A 21,772-nucleotide genomic window follows, 5' to 3' on the forward strand; every position below is an offset into this window, starting at 1 on the left:
ATCAGTCTTTCAACCAGCTCCAACCATTTAACCAAAACAGTGCCTGTCCCGACAAAGTTCGCCGGAACAGACACTATTTTAGTTAAATCCTGAGAGCTACCAAGTTTTATCACGCACTTTCGATTTAAAACTACTGATTATTCTTTAACAACGGTGAATCAGCACTGTTACCAAACCACTTGTGATTAATTTTAGCTAACGTCCCATTTTTAGCTAAGACCTTTAACCCGCGATTGATCTTGTAACGCATGGTTTTATCGGTCTTACGCATACCAACGCCAAACTGTTCTTTCGGAAACGAGCCGTTAGTAATCTGGTAGTCTTTAGGATTACTTTCATGGTTAATGTAGTAACCAGCATAGGTTGAATCAATGACCATCCCTTGGATCCGGCCAGCGTTTAAATCAATAAATGCATTAGTAAACGAATCATACAACACGGGTGATTTTCCTTTAATCCGGTTTTTCAGCATGTTGGGATACTGACTGATATCCTGCGCACCAGATGAACCTGCTTGCGCACCTAACGTCTTTCCCTGCATGTCTGCAAAGGAATTAATGTGATTCTTTCTTAACGAGACCAGTGTCTGATCATTTTGCAGGTAAGTATCACTGAAGGCCACCTTCTTTTCACGTTGAGGGGTCTTCGAGTAGCCGTTCCAAATGAGGTCAATCGTACCGTTATTCAGCTCAGTCGCGTTCATTGACCAGTCGATTGATTGGAAGCTGACTTTGATCCCGTATAGTCGAAACAACGCTCTAGCTAAATCAACATCGTAGCCAACCAGTTTGCCGCTCTTTTGACGAAAGCCCATCGGTACGAAAGTATCATCTAAACCAACGGTAACGTAACCCCGTTTTTGGATTCGGTTCCAGTTGTCAACGTGGTTCGCCCGCTTACCAACACTGATACCGCTGCAGCCAGACAGTAGTGAGACGGTGCAGACCAGCATGATCAGACAAAGCCAAATTTTCTTCACGCTTTTTTTCATGCTTTTTTCCTCCCCACTAAGCTTTAATTGGTTCAACACGAACAATTTGATCAGCAATGTTTTTAGCAAACTCCATATCGTGAGTCACCACGATTTGGGTCATATTGTCCTTTTTCAAACCAAGAATAATATTTTCCACCGTGTGCCGTAAATCTGGATCCAACGCACTGGTTGGCTCATCATAGCACAGAATCTTGGGGTTCATTGCTAACGCCCGTACAATGGCCACTCGCTGCTTTTGGCCGCCAGACAGCTCGTAGGGGTATAAACTTTCTTTACCCGTCAAATTCAACTGGTCGATCAGCTTTTGAGCCTGCTTTTCAGATTCTTTCTTCGACTGCTTGAGTACTAATTGCGGTGCCAAAGTAATATTGTCTAAAACGGTTAAATTAGGGAAGAGTTGGAAGTCTTGAAAAACAACCCCGATAACGTTGTCATTGTCCCGGTTATTAGCCGGATCGAAGGACTTGCCATCCAAAATGAACGACCCTGAATTCGTTTTTTCCAAACCGCTAATACAACGTAATAGGGTCGTTTTACCAGCGCCTGATGGGCCGACAATCGTGGTGATTTGGTTGTCTGGTACCTGCATATTGAAATTATCCAAAATCGTGCGACCGCTAAACTGCTTTTTAATATTTTTAAGTTCTAGCATATGCGTTTCCCCTCTCTAACTTATCGCCATGCCCGGTAGTGCTGCTCAACCTTACGAAGAACAAAGGTGGCAACAGCGGTCATCAGCAGGTAGATGATTCCAACTAAGACTAGCGGCAATAATGTAACGTCTCTAGCAGTAGCCACGTTGCCGGCACGCAGCAGATCACCCAAGCCGATAACGTAAACTAACGATGAATCCTTGATCAAATTGATCGTTTCGTTACCAATTGATGGCACAACGATCTTGACCACTTGCGGAATCACAATTTTTATAAGTGTCTGACCGCGGGTTAACCGAAGCACCCGTGCGCTTTCAAACTGACCTGGGTCAATGGCTTGAAAACCGCCACGGAAGATTTCGGCAAAATAGGCTGTATAATTCAGAATAAATGCAAACAACGCAGCGTCATAACGTTGGAAAATAATACCAACAATCGGCAGCCCGTAAAAGACAAAAATCAATTGCAGTAACAGCGGCGTTCCTCGCATCAGCCACACGTAGAACTTCAAAATCCAGCGAAGTGGGGCAATTTTTGACGTTAACCCTAAACTCCCCAGAATACCGAGCGGAATCGAAGCAATCAGCGTCCAGAAGAATATATTGATGGTCATCCAGGCACCACTCAATAGTGACGGTAATATTTCAGATACATAATGTAACATAATGTCTCCCCCTTCTTAATGAAAAAAGCCCTCTTGAACTGATTAACAGCTCAAGAGGGCGACAATATCGCGGTTCCACCTCTAATTCGACTACTGCTTACGCAGCAATCCTCACAAAGTTTATTAATGAAATTAAAAAGTCCTCTTAGCAATTAAGCCAAGAGGACGATAATTTCGCGGTTCCACCTCTGATTCGCTGACTGCTCACACAGCCAACCTCAGTAAGTTTATATAATAAACTTCAGCGATAACGAGCTTACCGGAGCTTTCCTACTTCGTTCAGAAAGTCAACTCCCAGATGTGATTCATCAAGCTTAAATACCCGGTTCTCATCTGCGCGGGTTCTCTGATTAACTAAACTTAACTACTAGTCTGATCAACGTTTGTTTTATTAGATTAATTCTCATTATATCTTAAATAAGTTCCTTGTCAACTCTCATTCGGAAATTACTGTTAGCCGCGAGAAAACCAGTGCGTAATTTTGGACCAAAGACCGGTTTTTGGCTGCTGAATTTTCATTAACGGCACTGTCTCGCCTTCCAAACGACGGGCAATGTCGCGATAACAGCGGCCTGCTGGGTTCTCAGACTCCAAAACAATGGGTTCCCCACGATTAGAAGTAGCAATCACTTCGTCATCATCCAAAACGATGCCTAGCAGCGGCAAGCCAAGGTGATGCGTAATCTCATCTACATCCATGGCCTCACCGTCAGCCATCATATGTCCGCGAATTCGGTTAATAATCAGGTGTGATTCTTCTTTGAGCGGATTCTTCTCTAATAAGCCGACTACCCGATCAGCATCACGAACTGCCGATATTTCCGGCGTAGTTACAATAATGGCAGCATCGGCACCCGCAACCGCATTAAGAAAGCCCTGTTCAATTCCGGCTGGACAATCAATTAAAACGTAGTCGAATTCTTCTTTCAGTTCATCTACGATGGCTTTAGCTTGGTCTTCAGTAAGCGCTGTTTTATCCGTGTTCTGTGCGGCTGGCAGCAAGTATAGCTGATCATCGAACCGCTTATCCTTAACCAAGGCCTGTGCCAATTTGGCACGGCCTTCCACGACGTCAACAATGTCAAAGATAATTCGGTTATCTAAGCCAAGGATAACGTCCAGGTTTCTAAGGCCAATATCTAAATCGACCAAGCAGACCCGCTTGCCCATTAACGCCAGGGCGGTTCCAATATTGGCACTTGAAGTTGTCTTGCCGACCCCTCCCTTACCAGAGGTGATTACAATTGATTTTCCCATCTTTGTTAGCCTCCCATTTGGTGATAAATCCTCGGATTAATCGTTTTTAAATCACTTAATTGACCATATTCCAATACGTGCAGGTCGTTAACGTATGCAACTGTCTGACTGCCTTCAACCGGCTGATCAGCTTCCACAATACTAATTTGTTCACCAATCCGAACTTGTTGTGCGTGCTGCAGATCACCAATCACAACTTTATCTTCACCACTTGGATAGCCAGCTTGCAGAATGCCAAACACCGACCCCAAGACGTAAATATTGCCGGTAGTTAATAGGCGGCCGCCTTCGTTGATCAGTCCCAGGTACAAAACATCACCCTTTAACTCCAGCGTCTGTCCGTTACGAATCGTCTGGGTTGCGAGATGAACATTGTCCTGCTCCTTTAAATGAATGGCATCTTTAATGGTAATCACATCTGGAATCACCTTATGAATCTGAAAATGATCATAATCACTAAAAATCTGTTCCAATTGTTTATTCTGCTCAGCAGTCAATAACCGGCGATTACTGAGCACATCAAAACTGATCTGACTAGTGGCATTGGAATCGGCCGCTAAGTTATCCAGAAGCTCCCTAAGCGCCTCCTGGATTTCTTTAAAACTTGCCGCTTGATCCAATACAAGTTGATACCCATCCTGATTACCGCGTAACACTACAGCTTGCATACTCCCGACCCCTTTTTAATTCTTCAAACGATTGAACAGCCATTGCACTGGAAAGTACAGTATCACGTAAGCTGCCAAATTATAGGCTAGCGTTGGTGCTAACGAATCAACCATCATATCCGTGAATGATGCGCTGGTCATATGAACGACCAAATTACCGAAGTAGCTCAGGGTGCAAATGACCGTAATATCAATGAAATAAACCAGCAAACCACTTAAAAAGTTGATTGGAAAAGCCTTATAACAAGCCTTTGTCAGTGCAATCACAATTGGAAAAACAAACACAAAGATACCCCAAATACCCGTGTAATAAACATCAAATAGGCCACCTGCAATAGCCGCCCAGATACCAAGCGGAATCTGAAGATTATCCTCAAAGAAAACGGCAAAGACCAGCCATAAAACAACCAAATAGCTGCTCATAGCATACGGTACGCTAAAAAGCTGCCGTGGGAATGCTGCTCCCAAGACGCCATCGAAGTAAAAGAACAGGAACAACCCAATTGGAAAGCCGTAACGTAATTTAGTTACTCGTAACATAATTGCCTCCTTAATTGGTTGTTTGAGCTTGTCGAATAGCAACGGTCACGGCACTCAATTCAGATAAGTTCGTGGCTGGTTTGATTGAAATTTTAGACGCTAACCCGTAATTATCGGTCCCAGTGCTTACCACGGTACCAACGAAGAGCCCGGCTGGCATAACGCCACCCAAGCCACTAGTTGAAACTTTGTCACCCTTCTCAATCTTTGTCTTCGAGGTGACGTTACCCATTTCGATAAGATTCTTATCACGGTTATAGCCTGAGACAATTCCGTGAACATTCTGACCAGCTTTATTCGCAATTGTCACGGCAAACCGGTTAGCCGATTCACTGCTGTTTGAAAGCAGTTCAACTTTACTATTAGTCCGATTGACCTCAGAAATTCGGCCAACGATTCCTGAACCCGATAGTACCGGCATATTCTTCTTGATTCCGGCTGCACTACCCTTATCGATGATCACTTGATTCTGCCAAGCAGAAGGTGTACGCGCAATGACGGTAGCGTTGACCGGTGAATAGTCGGTCAGAGAATGGGCCAGCTTAAGCTCTTTCTTTAATTTTTTATTTTCTTGATTAACGGCTTGATCATGAACTTTAGTCTGTGCCAGTTCTTGGACTTGGCCTTTAAGCCGCTGATTTTCCTGATAGGTATTCATTAAATCGGAAAAACCAGTAACCGATCCCTTCAGGCCACTAACAGGCCAGGCAACGACACGGTTAACTAAACCAACAACATCGTTACCAAACTGTTGAATCATAGGCGGTGTCGAACGTTTGTTGCGGATGGCAACAGAGACACTCATTAACCCAAAACTGACAATTAGACAAACAATCACAATCACTAATCGTCGGTTTGAAAAGAATTTATTCATGATCGTCCTCCAGTGATTGGAGAGTGGGCCGACCAAATCGACCCGTTCTCTTTCTACATTATGCATACATTAAAAAGCGCGACATTTTTCCAGATTGCCTGTAAGTAAATAATTCCGTATGTTCTGAAAATGAACATACGGAATTATTTGCTTACACGGCTGGAGGTGTTCTAAGTGGTTAAACACGAAAGTACCGCATTCAACAAATTTCCCAGAACTAATGCCCCACTCCCGAATGCTATTTCTTTTTCATTACGTCGATGGATTTAAGTGACTCGCCAGTCCCAATAGCAACACAGTCAAGTGGATCGTTAGCAATAAAGACTGGTACCTTAGTCGCATCCGCAATAACGTCTGGTAAATTATGCAATAAAGCACCGCCACCAGTCAAAACAATCCCGTGGTCAATCACATCAGCTGCAATTTCAGGGGAAGTTTCTTCAAGTGTTTCTTTAACTGCACCAATAATTTCTTCAACTGATTCGTGAATGGCTTCTGCAATATCTGCGGCTGAAACATCAATCGTCTTAGGCAGACCTGTAATAAGATCCCGACCTCTGATTGAAGCACCGTCATCTTCTTTAACGGCTTCCTTTGAAGCGGAACCAATATCCCACTTCAACTGTTCAGCCGTCCGTTCACCGATCAATAAATTAAAGTGCTGGCGAACGTAGGCAACAATCGCTTCGTCCAGCTTGTCGCCGGCCATCCGAATTGAACGGCTCGAAACGATCCCACCCAGTGAAATGGTAGCAACGTCAGTAGTTCCGCCACCAATATCAACAACCATGCTACCAGTTGGATCCATAACGGGAAGGCCCGCACCAATGGCTGCAGCAAACGGTTCCTCAAGTACGTATGCGTCACGGGCTCCCGCAACACGGGTAGCGTCAATAACCGCACGCTTTTCAACTTCCGTAACACCGCTAGGCACACAAACCATGACGTAAGGCTTACCATTAGAGGTTCCCAACGTCTTTTGAATATAATACTTCATCATTGCAACGGTCGTATCATAATCGGCAATCACGCCATCTTTCATTGGCCGAATGGCAACGATACTTGCTGGTGTCCGACCAATCATTGCTCTTGCATCTTCACCGACTGAGACAATTTCGCCGGTTTTCGAATTCTTGGCGACCACTGATGGTTCACGTAAAACAATACCCTTACCGTCCACGTAAACAATTGTGTTGGCCGTACCAAGATCGATACCAATGTTTTTAGTTCCTAATCCGAACAATCTGTTTCATCCCTTCATTTAGCCACAACCACTCGTTCGATTGCTTGTTAATTTGCTAGGTGTTATTATACCATACCTCGAAAATTTAATAACTACTCGCCGATTAAAAGCATAACTAATTATAGGGTGGTCTGGCAAGTATTAATTTATGATTTAAAAGAAATTAAATATTACGTATCCAGCAACGGTGAATCAAGGCTCTTTAAAGAAGGCCCGAACGTCGGAAATAAAGTATAAGGACCCCGTGATCAAAAACAGATCTTCAGCTGACATCCGCTGCAAGACGGTCCCAATCGCCAATTGCCAGTTATCGATCACTTCAATGCGCTGATCATCTCGGTACTGATTGGCTAGTTCTTTCGGATCAGTGACTGCACGGGTCCCCGGTCCTTGAAAAGTGGTTAAAATCACGTGCAGATTAGGTACTGTCCGCAAAGTTGAAAGCATTTTATCGTGCTGTTTATCGGCCAGGACCCCGAACAAAATGTAGATTTCATTGTCACTGAAACGCTGCTTTAAAAGTGCCGTTAACTCTTCGATGGCGGGCTCGTTATGGGCGCCGTCGATCACGATCAGGGGGTCCTGATTAAGGGGTTCAAAGCGGCCGGCCCAAGTGGTCTTTGCCAAGGAACGCGCAACCTCCGACTGATTAACCTTTTGGTGGTGCTGTTTTTGATACAGGATAAATGCGGTTAACGCACAGCTGGCATTATCTACTTGATAATCGCCGAGCATGCTGATCTTTAATCCTTTAAATAATTGATCGTTAAACTGGTAGTCGAATTTTTCCTGCCAGCCGGTCTCTGATTTAATGCGAGTCGTTACCTCGTGACCCAATCGATACAAAGCGCTCTGGTTTGAGTCAGCCGTCCTTTCAACCACCTGCATTGCCGAGTCCGGTAACCGGCCCGCCACAACTGGCACCGCTGGCTTAATTATACCGGCTTTTTGAGCAGCAATTTCCGGTAACGTATTCCCCAATATTTTCATGTGGTCGAACCCAATCGTTGTGATGACAGAAACGGCTGGTGTAAACACGTTGGTTGAATCCAACAAGCCGCCAATTCCAACCTCAACCACGGCCACATCAACTCTAGTCTTAAAGTACAAGAACATCATTGCGGTTATAATCTCAAACTCGGTGGGTCCGCCTTCCGGGTAATTAGCATCCAGGTCGGCCACAGTGGGTTGCACCCGGTTAACTAATTTGACCAGTTCTGAATCGGAAATCGGCTTGCCGTCAACCGATATCCGTTCGTTAAACCGAACTAAAAACGGTGACGTAAACGTCCCAACTGTGTAGCCTTGAGCCATTAGCAAGTCTCTCAAATAAGCAACCGTGGACCCTTTTCCGTTCGTCCCCGCAACGTGAATTGCCGAAATTTCTCGCTGCGGATCACCGAGCAGCTCCAAGAATTTCTGCATTCGGTTTAAATGTTTGCTTTTCTTAAACTTCGTTCGACCGTGAATAAAATTTAACGCCTCATCATAACTCTCCACCATTCCTATCAATCTCCACTCTTCTCATTTAAAGAGGGGCGGAATCAATATTGATCCCGCCCCCCTTGATTCTGAAATTTATTATAACATGCAGAACAACTACTGTTCAGCTCTTAACGCCGCTAAACGATCCTGCGTTGCTTTTAGCTTAGCTTCATTGTCCGCTTGCTTTTGACGTTCGCCTTCAACCACTTCATCGGGTGCATTGGCAACGAAGCGTTCGTTGCTTAGCTTCTTCTTTGCCCGATCAACTTCGGCTTCAAACTTCTTGATTTCCTTGTTCAGCCGTGCTGCTTCTTCGTTCAAATCAACTAACTCGGCCAGCGGCACATAGACTTCGGCATCGGTAATAATACCGGTCATGGCAAGTTTAGGTGCCTTAACGTCTGCCCCGATCTTCAATTCCTTTGGGCGAACAAACCGGTCAATGTAGTCCCGGTTAGTTTCAAACACGTGAGCTAATTCTTGATTGTCCGTCTTGATCAGCACGTCAATTTCTGAAGACATCGGTGCATTCGCTTCAGCCCGAATATTCCGAACGGCCTTGATCAGTTCAATCAAATTAGCCATTTGGGATTCTGCCTGAGCATCGTCAAATTCATCGTGGACGACCGGGTATTTCGCCGTCACTAGTGATTTACCATCGTGCGGCATCGTCAGCCAAATCTTTTCGGTAACAAATGGCATGATTGGGTGCAGCAGACGCAGGGTCTGATCCAAAACGTAAGCCAAGATGTTTCGGGTATTAGCCTTGGCTTTTTCATCGTCACCAGTCAAGATTTCCTTACTCATCTCAATGTACCAGTCACAGAAATCATTCCAAATGAAATCATAGAGGGCACGACCAGCTTCACCAAAGTTAAACTTGTCGAACAGGTCAGTGACTTGGGATACCGTCTTATTCAAGCGGCTTAAGATCCAGCGGTCAGCTAAGTCCCATTCACTTTCATCAGGCAGTTTAGGCGTACTCATATCACCAAGGTTCATGATAACGTATCGACTAGCGTTCCAGATCTTATTAATAAAGTTCCAGGCCGCATCCATTTTAGTATAAGTAAACCGAATATCCTGCCCAGGTGTTGACCCGTTGGATAAGAACCAGCGCAGTGCATCGGCACCGTACTTATCAATGACATCCATCGGATCGATCCCGTTGCCCAGGGACTTGCTCATCTTACGGCCCTGTTCATCGCGAATCAAACCGTGCAGCAAGACGTGCTTGAAAGGCCGGCGACCCGTAAATTCAAGGGATTGGAAAATCATCCGTGAAACCCAGAAGAAGATGATATCGTATCCGGTTACCAGTGTATTGGTTGGGAAGTAGCGTTTATAATCCGGCGCATCCGTATCAGGCCAGCCCATGGTTGAAAATGGCCATAGTGCACTTGAGAACCAAGTATCCAAGACGTCCTTGTCTTGTTCCCAGTTTTCAATGTCCTTCGGTGGCTGTTCATCAACGTAGATCTCACCGGTCTTCTTGTTGTACCAGGCTGGAATCTGGTGACCCCACCAAAGTTGACGGGAAATCACCCAGTCATGAACGTTTTCCATCCAGCGCGTAAACGTTCCCTCAAACCGTTCTGGGACGAAGTCGACTTTATCATCGCCCGTTTGATTCTTTAACGCCTGTTCTGCTAACGGCTTCATCTTAACAAACCACTGGGTTGATAACCGGGCTTCAACCTGAACCCCGGTCCGTTCTGAATGACCAACGGAGTGGACGATTGGTTCGATTGAAATCATCAAGCCTTGATCCTGCAGATCTTTAACCATGGCTTTACGCGCCTCAAAGCGGTCCAGGCCTTCGTACTTACCAGCCTTTTCGTTCATCGTAGCGTCTTCATTCATGGTATTGATCCGTTCCAAGTTATGACGGTTCCCAACCAGGAAGTCATTTGGGTCATGGGCAGGGGTGATCTTAACGGCCCCGGTCCCAAAGGCTGGATCAGCATGCTGGTCGGTAATGATCGGAATTTCACGGTTAGCAAGCGGTAAAATAACCTTCTTGCCCACCACGTCCTTGTACCGTTCATCACTGGCATTAACGGCAATGGCAGTATCACCCATCATCGTTTCAGGACGGGTAGTGGCAATTTCGATGTAGTCCTTGCCGTTTAACTTGGTTTTACCGTCAGCAAATTTGTATTTAACGTGGTAAAAGGCGCCCTTATCGTCCTTATGGATCACCTCAATATCAGACAAAGCAGTCCGGGCTTGCGGATCCCAGTTAATGATGTATTCACCACGGTAGATCAACCCCTTACGATAAAGTTGCACGAACACTTTTTTAACGGCGTCTGACAACCCTTTATCCAAGGTGAACCGTTCACGGGAATAATCAAGCGAAAGACCAAGTTTGCCCCACTGTGTCTTAATCGTGCTGGCAAATTCATCTTTCCATTCCCAAACTTTATCGACAAACTTCTCCCGACCTAAGTCGTAACGGCTGATTCCCTGTTCCCGAAGTTTTGCTTCAACCTTTGCCTGAGTAGCAATACCAGCGTGATCCATGCCTGGCAGCCAAAGCGTGTCGTAGCCTTGCATCCGTTTTTGGCGAATCAGCATGTCTTGTAACGTCGTATCCCAGGCATGGCCTAAATGCAACTTACCAGTTACATTGGGCGGCGGAAGAACGATCGAATATGGCTTTGCTTTTTGATCCCCGCTAGGCTTGAAAAGCCCTTCTGATAGCCACTCATTGTAACGTCCCGCCTCAACAGCCTGCGGATCGTACTTGGGCGGCATTTCTGTTGTTTTATCTGTCATCTAATCTCTCCCCTTCTTATTTGATTGCTATGTAAGAAAAAAAGCACTTCATCCTAAAAATATAGGACGAAGTGCTTTTCGCGGTACCACCTAAATTGGGCTTTTAAACCCCTCTTAATAACAATCGTTAACGGATGTCACTCCGGTCAAACTTACTGTGCGTTCAGTCTGACAGCTCGCAAGCTACTGTTGAACAGCGGTTCGAAAAGCCTTTCAGCCAAGGGCTTTCTCTCTTTGCAATACCGGTTGATCAACTCTCTTGCTCATTGCTTATACTCGATATGATAGCCATTTTTAAGCTACTCGTCAACTCTTGATGTCAATTTTTCTAGTGCTTTTAGCGCGGCAACGTAGTCTGGTTCGTTAGCAACATCAGCAACGATCTCTTCGTAAGTGATCTTGCCATCAGCATCGGCTACCAAAATTGTACGGGTCAAAACCCCCATGTTGGGTAAGTACAAATTAGTAGCGTAACCAAACGATAACTCTTCGTCAGAAAGGACTTGCAGGTTAATCACACCTTCTGCACCGCACCAGTTCTTCTGCTGATCGATCGTATTGTTAGAAATCGTCACAAAAGTTGCATCCGGATAGTGGTCAGCCTGCTGGTTAAACTTGTGTGTTTGCGTGCTGCAGACAGGTGTTTGCAAATCAGGGACTACTGAAAGCAGCAGTGGCTTGCCAAGTAACTGTGCCAGCTTAACCTTCTCACCATTCTGATTGAACAACTTAAACTTCGGCAATTGATCGCCAACTTGAGGCGGATTGCCTTCCAATTCAACTTCTTCGCCGTTAAATTTAACCTTCATAAATTAAACACTCCTTTTGGGTGCAACTATAGCTTAAATCTACAGCGTCAGACTCAAAAAAGCAAGCGTATTCGGTGTTTACTTCACACTTTAGGACACCACTTATCCGGCTATCAAAACTCACAAAAGGTGCCCCCAACTCCCTTCAGAATTTTCTGAGGAAAGTGGGAGCACCTTTTTACCAAACAGCTTTTAAAGTAATTCAGCAAAGACATCTTCCTGCTGATTCAGGAAGCTTTCACCAGGATGAATGGCAGTGACTTTAATGCCGTCCAAGGCCTCTTGCATCAACCCATCAACATCGATCAGTTTTTCAAAGTTACGGGTTTTCTCTAAATCCGGCCGCGTCTTAGGTGCTGGCGGTGTAAAAATCGTACAGCAGTCTTCAAACGGCAGGATCGATAGATCATACGTGTCGATTTTTTCGGCAATCTTAATGATCTCGGTCTTGTCCATTGAAACTAAGGGCCGCAGCACTGGTAACGTCGTCACGTCATTAATGGCCATCATACTTTCAAGTGTTTGCGAAGCGACTTGACCAAGTGATTCGCCAGTAAAAACACCCTTGTCGCCACGGGACTTCGTAATAGCGGCAGCAAGCCGCAGCATCATCCGGCGCTGAATGGTCATTAAATAACCTTCAGGCACCTTTTCTTTAATCGTTTCCTGCACCTTAGTAAAGGGAACTTGAATAAAGTTGATGCTGCCGGCATAACCAGCAATTTTGGCTGTCAGTTCCTTAGCTTTAGCCAGGGCTTGTTCACTGGTATATGGCGGACTGAAGAAGTGAACCATATCCAGCTTGACGCCCCGCTTCATGCCAAGGTACGACGCAACCGGCGAATCAATCCCGCCAGAAAGCATCATGGTTGCCTTACCGCCGGTACCAACGGGTAGTCCACCGGCACCAGGAATAGTTTCACTGCTAAGAAAAATACCGTTCAAACGAACTTCCACCCGCAACGTGATATCGGGGTGCTTCATCTTAACTTTGATTCCCGGAATGTTGCGCAGAATGTGACCGCCTAATTTATCGTTGATCTGGTTGGTATCATATTCAAACTGGTGGTCTTGACGACGAGTATTGATCTTAAACGTCATCCCGGGTTTGTACTGCGCCTGGATCATTTCAAGGGCAGTTTGCTTAACGGCTTCAAAATCCTTTTCCAGTTTGATCACTGGCGAAAAGTTTTCGATGCCAAAGACACCCTTTAAACGTTCAATAACTGGCGCGGAATCATTACCGTTCAGTGCAACGTGCAAGCGGTCATACTGCGCACGAACGTCTAAACCCTCAAATTCATGCAGGCTATGACGCACGTTTCGGCCAAGTTGGCGGATAAAATCTTTACGGTTCTTTCCCTTAGTCGAAAGCTCCCCGTAACGCACCATAATTTCAGAATATTGCATTTAGGTCTCCTTTTTGATTAAATCTTACGCTGATAACAATTTGAATTTGTCGTAAAGCTGGTCAAAGACCTGGTTGAACTCGTCAGCTTCTGCCAACGTATTGTGGTCATCCAACGAAATCCGAATGGCACTGGTAGAGAGCGTTTCTGGAATGTGCATCGCTGTTAACGTGCTTGAAGCCACGTGCTTTTTTGAACTGCAGGCACTAGTAGTAGAAATGTAGATACCCTTCTCCTCAAAAGCGTGCACAATCGTTTCTCCACGAACGCCCTGAATCGCAAAGCACAAAATGTGCGGTGCAAACCCATCGTTGTCCTCAGAGAAAGTAGTGACAAGTGGAAATTGTTTAACGTGATTAAAGATCCGGCGTTTGATTTCTGCTTCTTTAGCGACCTTTTGCTTTTCATCCGTTAATAATAACCGTAAAGCCTTAGCCATGGCAGTAATCGCGGGCAAATTTTCAGTACCGCTTCGCAAATTCCGTTCCTGACCGCCGCCAGTGAGTAATGGCGCGATCTTACGGCCACGACGAGCATAGATAAAACCAATGCCTCGCGGTGCGTGGAACTTATGACCAGAAAAGGTCACAAAATCCACCCGATCATTCATGATCATCTCTTGAATCCCCTTACCGATACCTTGTACGGCATCAATATGAAAATGAATTTTAGGATAATCCTTCAAAACCTCAGCAGCTTCTTTTAACGGCTGAATCGTCCCGATTTCGTTGTTAACGGCCATGATTGAAACCAAGATCGTGGTTGGCCGAATGGCGGCTTTCAAATCATCGATTGAAATTCGGCCGTGTTCGTCAACCGGTAAATAGGTCACATCAAAACCCAGTTGCTCCAGCTGTTCCATTGAATTATGAATAGCTGGATGTTCAACCGCAGTAGTGATCAAATGATTACCGAACTGCCGCTTTTCAATGGCAGTCCCCTTCAAAACCCAGTTGTCACCCTCGGTTCCGCCACTTGTAAAGAGAATCTCACTTTGAGATGCACCGAGTAAGTCGGCAATCTGTTTGCGAGACTGTTCCAGTAAGTTGAAGGCTTCTTCACCAAACTGATGTAAACTGGAAGGATTTCCCCAAATCTTTTCACTGACTTTATCGTAAGTAGAAACGACTTCGGGATCAGCCTTCGTTGTTGCACTATTATCAAAATAAATCATGTATACTCTGCCTCTTTGTGTTTTAGATTGGTTCGACTCCAACCAAATAGACTGGGATTGATTATATCGGATATGGCGGGGGGAAGCAAGTGTAAGGAGTGGAAGCGGGCGTTTAGAGAGCGAAGTGTAATCAGTCCCTTACATGCAGCTCTCTGCCCGCTGAAGCCCAATTCAGCAACATAAAAAAGAGCACCGCATTTCTGCAGTACTCCCAATATTACAACCCTATTTCTCTGACACCTCATCAGTATCTTCTTTCGCTGCCGGCTGCTTGCTCTTGTAATAATGATCCTCTAACCGCTTATACGAACCAGGTTCAACTTCATCCAGTACAGTGGCAATCGTTTCCAGGCTCTTAGGGTAGTCATACTCTTCGTCAAAGAGGCGCTGAGCTTCTTGACTCGCCGCTGCTACCTCTTCATGCGTTAGACGGTACCGATTAGCATACTGAATTAACTGTTCTGCCAATTTGGCACTGTCGATAAGGTCGTTGGTCTTTTCGGTCAAAATATCCAAGTCCGATTGGATCATGATCAACTGCTTAGTAATATCTTCCATATTAATCTGGACTTGATTCATGTCATCCGTCAGCTTATCGATCTCATCGCTGACCACCTGATAGTAGTCCAAGTAACTTTTTGCAACCCCAGGAAGGTTCAAGTTTTCAACTTCCCGCCGGATACTATGCAGCTTAAATTCAAACTGCTGCAGATTTTGATTGGCTTGTTCCTCTTCCTTAGCTAAACCAGCAACCGAATCGTTGATTTCTTGCTGCTGCTTTTCAATCTGAGTTAAATCGTGGATCTGCCGGGTTTGACGCGCTTCAACTTCCGTGTAAATGGCATCATTACTATGGATGTTTTCCACGTCTTTTTGATAAGCCGTTTCGATGTTACGAATCTGTTCGGTAAATTCTCGGGTGGTTTCTAATTCTTGATGATCAAGTGTGTAGTTATGATTCAGGCGTTCCAGCTCACGCATCAGTAAACTATTCTGATTTTGAGCGTGGCTAATGAATTTAGACAGGTAATCCAAGTTTTTGGTCACCTTAGGTTTCGCTGCAATTTCCTTTTGCATTAAATCATAAAAGTGATCGATTTTAGTTGACAGGGCAGTGTCAGCTTGTTTAGCAGCGTCCACATCCAGCTTTGCCAGTAAGCTTTTACTCTTGCTGACTTCGGCGGGCAACGCCGCTATTTGATCCTTTAAATCAGCTACTGGAAATTGATAGCCCTGTTCTGACAGCTCGCTTTCGCCCTGCGTTAATTCCTTGATTTGAGTTGGAAATTCCGTTTCTAAGTTAGCAACCAGCGGCGGGATGGCCTTTAACATTTCGTCTAAATGGTCGGTATCCGCTTGAAGCCGCTCTAATAGTTTAGCCGCCTCTTCATGGTCCCCTTTACTGGTAACTTCGCGGAAATGATCGTTATCATCTTCCAACTGTCCCAGCTGAGTCTCTAAGCCATCAATAGCGTCACCATACATAAAGTTCTTTGCCAGTAAGGTTTTCCGTAACGATTGGTAGCGTGACTCCAGCGTTTTTACCGCCTGTTTGTGCTGCGCGTCAATTTGCTTAAGTTCCGCAACGTGATCTTGTACCTGTTTAATGGCCTGCTGCGCAACTTCCAGTGAGGCATTCGCCTTTTTAGCTTCCTGCTGTGCCGTCAGTACCCGGTATTGTTTAGCGCTATTAATCGCGTCATTAACTTGCTTTTTAAGTCTTGGCAGCCGGTTTTCTTTCAATTCACCAAAGTCTGTGGTGAGCTGTTCCACTTCTTCCAACGTTTTCCCCGTCAAACTCATGGCACGAACTTGATCGACTGAATTTCCCAGCTCATCGATTGTCAGTTCTTCTCGTTTTTGATCGATTCCCTTCAACCGCCTGATCAGATACTGCTGGTAGATTAATATACCGGCGTATATGACAATTGCCAGGATAATGACACCTATTAATACCCTAAACATCTAATCCCCATCCTTCGTTACCAAATACATAATTATATGTAATTAGATAGATTATGATTGATTTTTCATCAAATAGCCATTAAAATCTATACCAGTCTAAATTATAGCATACCTTGTGAAAAGGCTTCACCCGAATTTCAAGATTCATAAACTAAAACGTGAGAGGTAATCAAAATGACGCAAACAAAGACCACGGTTTCAATGATGAATCAGCAATTAGATGCACTTCTGTATAATGAAACTAATTTGATTGCCAACTTATCAAACGCTTCTGCTTTGTTAAACCAAAGCTTGCCAGACCTTAACTGGGCGGGGTTTTATCTGTACCAGCCAAAAGAAGATGAACTCTTGCTCGGCCCGTTCCAAGGAAACGTTGCCTGCATGCACATTAAGAACGGCGCGGGCGTTTGCGGTACCGCTTTGAAGACACAGCAGTCCCAGCTGGTAAAAGACGTTCACCAATTCCCAGGTCACATTGCCTGTGACTCCGCTAGTAACAGTGAGATCGTGATCCCGCTCACCAAAGACAGTGTCAAAATTGGTGTGATGGATCTGGATTCACCAACTGTTGGTCACTTCACTGAAGATGACCGCGCAGAACTGGAACAATTTGCTTCGATTCTATTGAAACATATTGACATTCAGTAGGGATTCGCAGTATACTGGCAATTGTGTAAAATAATGCAGCGGTGAGCGGTAAGCTCGTCAACAGATCACTGCCAAAAGGTGGTTGGGTAAGTAAACTGCGGCTGCACAGGGCGAAAACCGCAAAGGGATCTGCACGAATATCAAACTCACGTCAAATTATTTTACTCCAACTAAAATTTTTGGAGGAACTATCTATGTCTCGTTATACAGGACCAAGCTGGCGTGTTTCTCGTCGTCTTGGCGTTTCACTTTCAGGTACTGGTAAAGAATTAGCACGTCGTCCATTCGCACCCGGCGAACACGGCCAAGGCCGTCGTTCAAAGCTTTCCGAATACGGCACGCAATTACGTGAAAAGCAAAAGCTGCGTTTCACGTACGGTTTGACTGAACGTCAATTCCATAACTTATTCGTTCGCGCAGGTAAGATTCGCGAAGGTAAGCATGGTGTTAACTTCATGATCTTACTCGAACGTCGTTTAGACAACGTGGTTTACCGTTTAGGTTTGGCTACTACTCGTCGTCAAGCTCGTCAATTGGTTAACCATGGTCACATCACTGTTGATGGCAAGCGCCTTGACATCCCTTCATACGAAGTTAAGCCTGGTCAAGTGATCAGCGTTCGTGAGAAGTCAAAGGATATGCAAATCATCAAGGATGCCGTTGAAGCCGTTGTTGGTCGTCCTCAATACGTTGAGTTCGATGCTGACAAGCTTGAAGGTAAACTTGTTCGTTTGCCAGAACGTGAAGAACTGGATGCAGACCTCGACGAATCACTTATCGTTGAATACTACAACCGTTAATAAGCGTTGTTCAATTAAAGAAAAGCAATTTGCATGTGATATGCAAATTGCTTTTTTTGTGTCTTCCTTAAATTACAGGCTTCAGAATTACCGAATGAGCTGACTAAAAAATGGCCGAAGTTCTGAAACCGTGGTTAAAATGACTTGTTCAACCTGCTTGGGGTCATCAAAGAGCCGACCCCCGCGAAGCCACTGCCGGCCAACTAAGAAATCCGACTGTTTAACCTGTTTGTAATGGGTTAGCTGCTGAGTTAGCCCCGCTTTTGAAACCTGCTGCGATACCTTTGCCATGTGATTGGGACTGATATCATAAACGGGGCTGAGTTTAGCAAGCTCCGGCAGCATGCCTTCTAACCGGTAGGTCATTTGGGGACGTTCTTTTGCTTCTGCCAAACTGGCCAGCCAAATAAACAAACGATCATCCCAGAAACCGATCATGAGGTGCGGATTCATTTTATAACCGCGCTTATTAGTACTAAAGGCAACCCACGTATTCATTGGCGGATTCTTGTGCCGCCTTAAATGTTTAGCCACGTGTGCATAAATCGGTGTCTCATACCCTAGAGTTTCGATGACCAATGGTGCTAAGGCCTCAAATTTAGGATCAATCTCCGCTCGAATACCAGCCATTCGACCGGCTAAAGTTTGATCATCAAAAACTTGAAAATCAGAATCATTAAACAAAGTCACTCCCCCATTCTTCAAGGTATCTGTGTCGATATAGACATGTTACAATAGTCTTACTATTAATGAAAGCTGGTGTTACGCAATGCCTGACAAAGATCAACTGACGTCTCACTTGGATAACGCCATGTACGGGCCGCCAAAGCTGCATCCCGACGAACAGCGCAGATACCTGGGGACTTTCCGTGAACGGGTCTCGTTACTAATGTCGATTGAACAGCTTCAAAAGGGGGAATACCTGTCGGCTTTTCGAGCTGAACTAAACGCCCACCCGGATTACCAGGTGATCTTTAACGGGCATACGGGGATGTCAGCCCTGCAGCCGTACCTGCAAATTGCTGGCAGTCTGCAACGCGCCTTCACAATCGTCCAAGATGATTTTTATGGTGACAGTCCCACTGCTTCCGGTTTGGTGGTGATTGCCAAAACAGCAATCAATCAGTATCCCATTAAGGTTGAGGAAAAAGCTTTTGAGCAGCCTGCAGAACAGCATGCTGCTCAAAAAGACCAGTCAACGCTCTGGACTAAGATAAAAAAACACCTTGGTTTTTAAAATTATTTGAAAGAAGTTAAATTATGCCACAACCATTAGCTTACCGCATGCGACCGCAGCGGATCGAAGACGTGGTCGGGCAGCAACACCTAGTAGGCCCAGGGAAAATCATTTCCCGGATGGTAAAAGCAAAGATGCTGTCGTCAATGATCCTTTACGGCCCTCCTGGTACTGGTAAAACAAGCATTGCCAGTGCTATTGCCGGTTCTACCAAATACGCATTTCGAAAATTAAACGCCGCCACCGATTCTAAAAAGGACCTCCAAATTGTTGCTGAAGAGGCCAAAATGAGCGGCACGGTCATCCTCTTGCTAGACGAAATCCACCGTTTAGACAAAGCCAAGCAGGATTTTTTACTGCCCCACTTGGAGAATGGCCGCATCGTTTTGATCGGTGCCACCACTGAAAATCCTTACATCAGCATTAATCCCGCTATTCGAAGCCGGACCCAGATTTTTGAAGTCAAGCCTTTAATGCCCGATGACATCCGAACTGCAATTGACCGTGCCCTCACCGATAAAGAAAACGGTCTGGGCAACCAGAAGATTGAGCTGGCTTCGGAAGCCAAGAACTTACTAGCTACCGCGACCAATGGGGATCTCCGCAGTGCTTTAAACGGCCTAGAATTAGCAGCCAAGTCCACGGATCCCTCTAACGGTGTCATTCATCTCACCTTACCGATTATTGAGGAGTGCGTGCAAAAGAAGGCCTTTAGTCATGATAAAGATGGTGACGCGCATTACGACGTTATTTCGGCTTTCCAAAAATCAATTCGAGGCAGTGATACTGATGCGGCGCTGCACTACTTGGCCCGCTTAGTGACCGCCGGTGATCTGCCATCCATTGCTAGACGTTTGACCGTCATTGCCTATGAGGATATTGGCTTAGCTAATCCACCGGCTGCTGCCCGCGTTGTTGAGGCAGTGACTGCTGCGCAGCGCTTAGGTTTCCCTGAAGCTCGAATTCCACTGGCAGACGCGGTGATTGAATTATGCTTGTCGCCAAAATCGAATTCAGGAATCATGGCAATTGATGCTGCAATGACGGACATCAGCTCTGGTCACTATGGCGATATCCCGGCTCATTTGAAAGATTCACACTATAAGGGTGCCGCCGACTTGGGCCATGGCGTCGACTACAAATATCCTCACAGCTTTAAAAACGACTGGGTCAAACAGCAGTACCTGCCAGATGCCATTAAAGATGCTCAGTACTATCAACCCAAAACTAACGGTAAATTTGAAACCGCCCTCGCGCAGCAGTATGAACGTTTAAGAAAAGCGCAGCACACAAAGGGATGACCCCTTTTAATAGTCAAAATGGAAAAGTCAGCTGAAATATGCTAATATATAGTTAAGTTCTAGGGTGTGCGCGTTGTCCACATACGTGTTTGCCGAACAACTAATGTTACATTGGGACATGGGCTAACTCTTCCGGATTGCAGGCCTTTTACACTTGGTAGCATGAACGCAGATATACCCGTCCCACCTGCTTATCAGCGGGCCAAAACCTATCGGACAATTAACGGCACTATTAGATCTTCAAAGTGGCAACACTTTGGGGCTGGCTTGCACATTGTAAGTCAGCCTTTTTATTTGACGACAAAAAACGGCGTAAAGCCTTGGAGGTCTCCCTTTGGTTATTAATATTTTAATGATTGTTTACGTACTACTCACTTTCTTTATCGGCTGGTTCTTTCTCACCCACACTCACAAACCATTTTTAGTTTTCCATCCCGAAGAAAATCCCAACCTATCAGGAATCATCAAATTTGGCGGCTGGTCATTAGTCATTGTTGGTATCCTTGCTGCAATAGCAACGATCATGCAAAACGACGTGTTCATTTCCATAACCCTGCTGATCGGTGTTCTGGATATTCTGGCTGTTCAATTGATGCTCGTTCACTTCTTTCCGAAATTTAAATGAAAACGGTTTACATTTCTCTTTTTATTTGGCGTAAAATAACGTAAAATAGAATTAACAAGTAGAGAGAGGTGAGTCATCATGTTACAACAATATAAGCACATCTTAGTTCCAGTTGATGGTTCTTACGAAGCCGAATTAGCTTTCGAAAAAGCTGTGGCCGTTGCCAAACGAAACGATTCTGATTTGCACCTAGTTCACGTTGTGGATACCCGCGCATTCCAAAATATTTCCAGCTTTGACACAACTATGGTTGAAGAAGTAACCGATACTGCCAAGAAAACCTTGGACAAGTACATTCAACAAGCAAAGGATGCTGGCGTTAGCAGCGTTGACTACTCGATTGAATATGGTGCACCGAAGACCATTATCGCCCGTGACATGCCTAAGAAGCTGGGTATCGATTTGATTATGATCGGTGCTACCGGTTTAAACGCCGTAGAACGATTATTAATTGGTTCGGTTACTGAGTACGTTACCCGTACAGCAATCTGTGACGTCCTTGTTGTTCGGACGGATCTAGAAAACAAACCCGCAAAACAGCCTTCAAAAAAAGCTGTAAAAAAGCCCTAATAACTAAATCGAGTATCACACCCGGTTGGTTCCAAGCATTTAATGCAAACACAAATAAACGTCATTCCGAATTTT

At 45.1% G+C, this 21,772-nt stretch carries 21 protein-coding genes, 1 other RNA gene and 2 other annotated features; of the genes, 7 read left to right on the forward strand and 15 right to left on the reverse strand.

The window, feature by feature from the left end; genetic code table 11:
• Positions 1-130 precede the first annotated feature (130 nt).
• From CES81_RS07380 to ezrA, 14 genes are all read right to left on the reverse strand, one after another.
• Positions 131-991 (reverse strand): amino acid ABC transporter substrate-binding protein, encoded by an 861-nt coding sequence (locus CES81_RS07380; RefSeq protein WP_089089298.1) that lies wholly within the window; start codon positions 989-991, stop codon positions 131-133.
• Positions 992-1,007: 16 nt separating this feature from the next.
• Positions 1,008-1,646: an amino acid ABC transporter ATP-binding protein gene (locus CES81_RS07385; RefSeq protein ID WP_089089297.1), complete on the reverse strand. Its 639-nt coding sequence runs from the start codon at positions 1,644-1,646 to the stop codon at positions 1,008-1,010.
• Between the two features lie 20 nt (positions 1,647-1,666).
• Positions 1,667-2,311 (reverse strand): amino acid ABC transporter permease, encoded by a 645-nt coding sequence (locus tag CES81_RS07390; protein ID WP_089121274.1) that lies wholly within the window; start codon positions 2,309-2,311, stop codon positions 1,667-1,669.
• A 158-nt stretch (positions 2,312-2,469) separates the two neighbouring features.
• Positions 2,470-2,700, reverse strand: a binding site (T-box leader).
• A 64-nt stretch (positions 2,701-2,764) separates the two neighbouring features.
• A complete protein-coding gene (gene minD / locus CES81_RS07395) occupies positions 2,765-3,568 on the reverse strand; it encodes a septum site-determining protein MinD (RefSeq protein ID WP_089121275.1) in 804 nt (267 codons plus the stop codon).
• 5 nt (positions 3,569-3,573) lie between these two features.
• Complete coding sequence (locus CES81_RS07400) at positions 3,574-4,236, reverse strand: septum site-determining protein MinC (protein ID WP_089121276.1); 663 nt, start codon at positions 4,234-4,236, stop codon at positions 3,574-3,576.
• Between the two features lie 15 nt (positions 4,237-4,251).
• Complete coding sequence (gene mreD, locus CES81_RS07405; RefSeq protein ID WP_089089293.1) at positions 4,252-4,776, reverse strand: rod shape-determining protein MreD; 525 nt, start codon at positions 4,774-4,776, stop codon at positions 4,252-4,254.
• Positions 4,777-4,786: 10 nt separating this feature from the next.
• Complete coding sequence (gene mreC, locus CES81_RS07410) at positions 4,787-5,650, reverse strand: rod shape-determining protein MreC (RefSeq protein WP_089089292.1); 864 nt, start codon at positions 5,648-5,650, stop codon at positions 4,787-4,789.
• 238 nt (positions 5,651-5,888) lie between these two features.
• A complete protein-coding gene (locus tag CES81_RS07415) occupies positions 5,889-6,893 on the reverse strand; it encodes a rod shape-determining protein (RefSeq protein WP_089089291.1) in 1,005 nt (334 codons plus the stop codon).
• A gap of 192 nt (positions 6,894-7,085) precedes the next feature.
• On the reverse strand, positions 7,086-8,396 hold the full coding sequence (locus CES81_RS07420; RefSeq protein WP_089121277.1) for a bifunctional folylpolyglutamate synthase/dihydrofolate synthase: 1,311 nt from the start codon (positions 8,394-8,396) through the stop codon (positions 7,086-7,088).
• A gap of 96 nt (positions 8,397-8,492) precedes the next feature.
• A complete protein-coding gene (locus tag CES81_RS07425; protein ID WP_089121278.1) occupies positions 8,493-11,159 on the reverse strand; it encodes a valine--tRNA ligase in 2,667 nt (888 codons plus the stop codon).
• Positions 11,160-11,218: 59 nt separating this feature from the next.
• Positions 11,219-11,435, reverse strand: a binding site (T-box leader).
• A 23-nt stretch (positions 11,436-11,458) separates the two neighbouring features.
• A complete protein-coding gene (gene tpx, locus CES81_RS07430; protein WP_089089288.1) occupies positions 11,459-11,968 on the reverse strand; it encodes a thiol peroxidase in 510 nt (169 codons plus the stop codon).
• Positions 11,969-12,160: 192 nt separating this feature from the next.
• A complete protein-coding gene (thiI, locus tag CES81_RS07435) occupies positions 12,161-13,378 on the reverse strand; it encodes a tRNA uracil 4-sulfurtransferase ThiI (RefSeq protein WP_089121279.1) in 1,218 nt (405 codons plus the stop codon).
• A gap of 24 nt (positions 13,379-13,402) precedes the next feature.
• Positions 13,403-14,551 carry a cysteine desulfurase family protein gene (locus CES81_RS07440; protein ID WP_089121280.1) on the reverse strand — a complete coding sequence of 383 codons (1,149 nt, stop codon included), beginning with the start codon at positions 14,549-14,551 and terminating at the stop codon, positions 13,403-13,405.
• Between the two features lie 225 nt (positions 14,552-14,776).
• Positions 14,777-16,516: a septation ring formation regulator EzrA gene (gene ezrA, locus CES81_RS07450; protein WP_089121282.1), complete on the reverse strand. Its 1,740-nt coding sequence runs from the start codon at positions 16,514-16,516 to the stop codon at positions 14,777-14,779.
• 174 nt (positions 16,517-16,690) lie between these two features.
• Between ezrA and msrC the strand changes: the two genes are divergently transcribed.
• Together msrC and rpsD are read left to right on the forward strand one after the other, a co-directional pair.
• Positions 16,691-17,164 (forward strand): free L-methionine (R)-S-oxide reductase MsrC, encoded by a 474-nt coding sequence (gene msrC, locus CES81_RS07455; RefSeq protein ID WP_089121283.1) that lies wholly within the window; start codon positions 16,691-16,693, stop codon positions 17,162-17,164.
• A 194-nt stretch (positions 17,165-17,358) separates the two neighbouring features.
• Positions 17,359-17,964: a 30S ribosomal protein S4 gene (rpsD, locus tag CES81_RS07460; protein ID WP_089089282.1), complete on the forward strand. Its 606-nt coding sequence runs from the start codon at positions 17,359-17,361 to the stop codon at positions 17,962-17,964.
• Between the two features lie 87 nt (positions 17,965-18,051).
• On the opposite strand, the gene CES81_RS07465 is transcribed toward rpsD, so the two are convergent.
• Positions 18,052-18,648: a DUF1054 family protein gene (locus CES81_RS07465; protein ID WP_180949757.1), complete on the reverse strand. Its 597-nt coding sequence runs from the start codon at positions 18,646-18,648 to the stop codon at positions 18,052-18,054.
• Between the two features lie 85 nt (positions 18,649-18,733).
• Here CES81_RS07465 and CES81_RS07470 point away from each other — a divergent pair, with 85 nt between their 5' ends.
• The 5 genes from CES81_RS07470 to CES81_RS07490 all read left to right on the forward strand — a co-directional run bounded on the left by CES81_RS07470 (position 18,734) and on the right by CES81_RS07490 (position 21,697).
• On the forward strand, positions 18,734-19,201 hold the full coding sequence (locus CES81_RS07470) for a YueI family protein (RefSeq protein ID WP_089121285.1): 468 nt from the start codon (positions 18,734-18,736) through the stop codon (positions 19,199-19,201).
• Positions 19,202-19,224: 23 nt separating this feature from the next.
• The gene (locus CES81_RS07475) at positions 19,225-20,502 is read left to right on the forward strand and encodes a replication-associated recombination protein A (RefSeq protein WP_089121286.1); all 1,278 of its coding nucleotides are present in this window, start codon (positions 19,225-19,227) and stop codon (positions 20,500-20,502) included.
• Between the two features lie 53 nt (positions 20,503-20,555).
• Positions 20,556-20,745, forward strand: a non-coding RNA gene (gene ssrS / locus CES81_RS07480) — 6S RNA.
• A gap of 91 nt (positions 20,746-20,836) precedes the next feature.
• A complete protein-coding gene (locus CES81_RS07485; RefSeq protein WP_089121287.1) occupies positions 20,837-21,127 on the forward strand; it encodes a hypothetical protein in 291 nt (96 codons plus the stop codon).
• A gap of 78 nt (positions 21,128-21,205) precedes the next feature.
• Positions 21,206-21,697 (forward strand): universal stress protein, encoded by a 492-nt coding sequence (locus CES81_RS07490; RefSeq protein WP_089089277.1) that lies wholly within the window; start codon positions 21,206-21,208, stop codon positions 21,695-21,697.
• Positions 21,698-21,772: the final 75 nt, after the last annotated feature.

It is taken from the genome of Secundilactobacillus pentosiphilus (assembly GCF_002217985.1).
GTDB classification, from domain to species: domain Bacteria; phylum Bacillota; class Bacilli; order Lactobacillales; family Lactobacillaceae; genus Secundilactobacillus; species Secundilactobacillus pentosiphilus.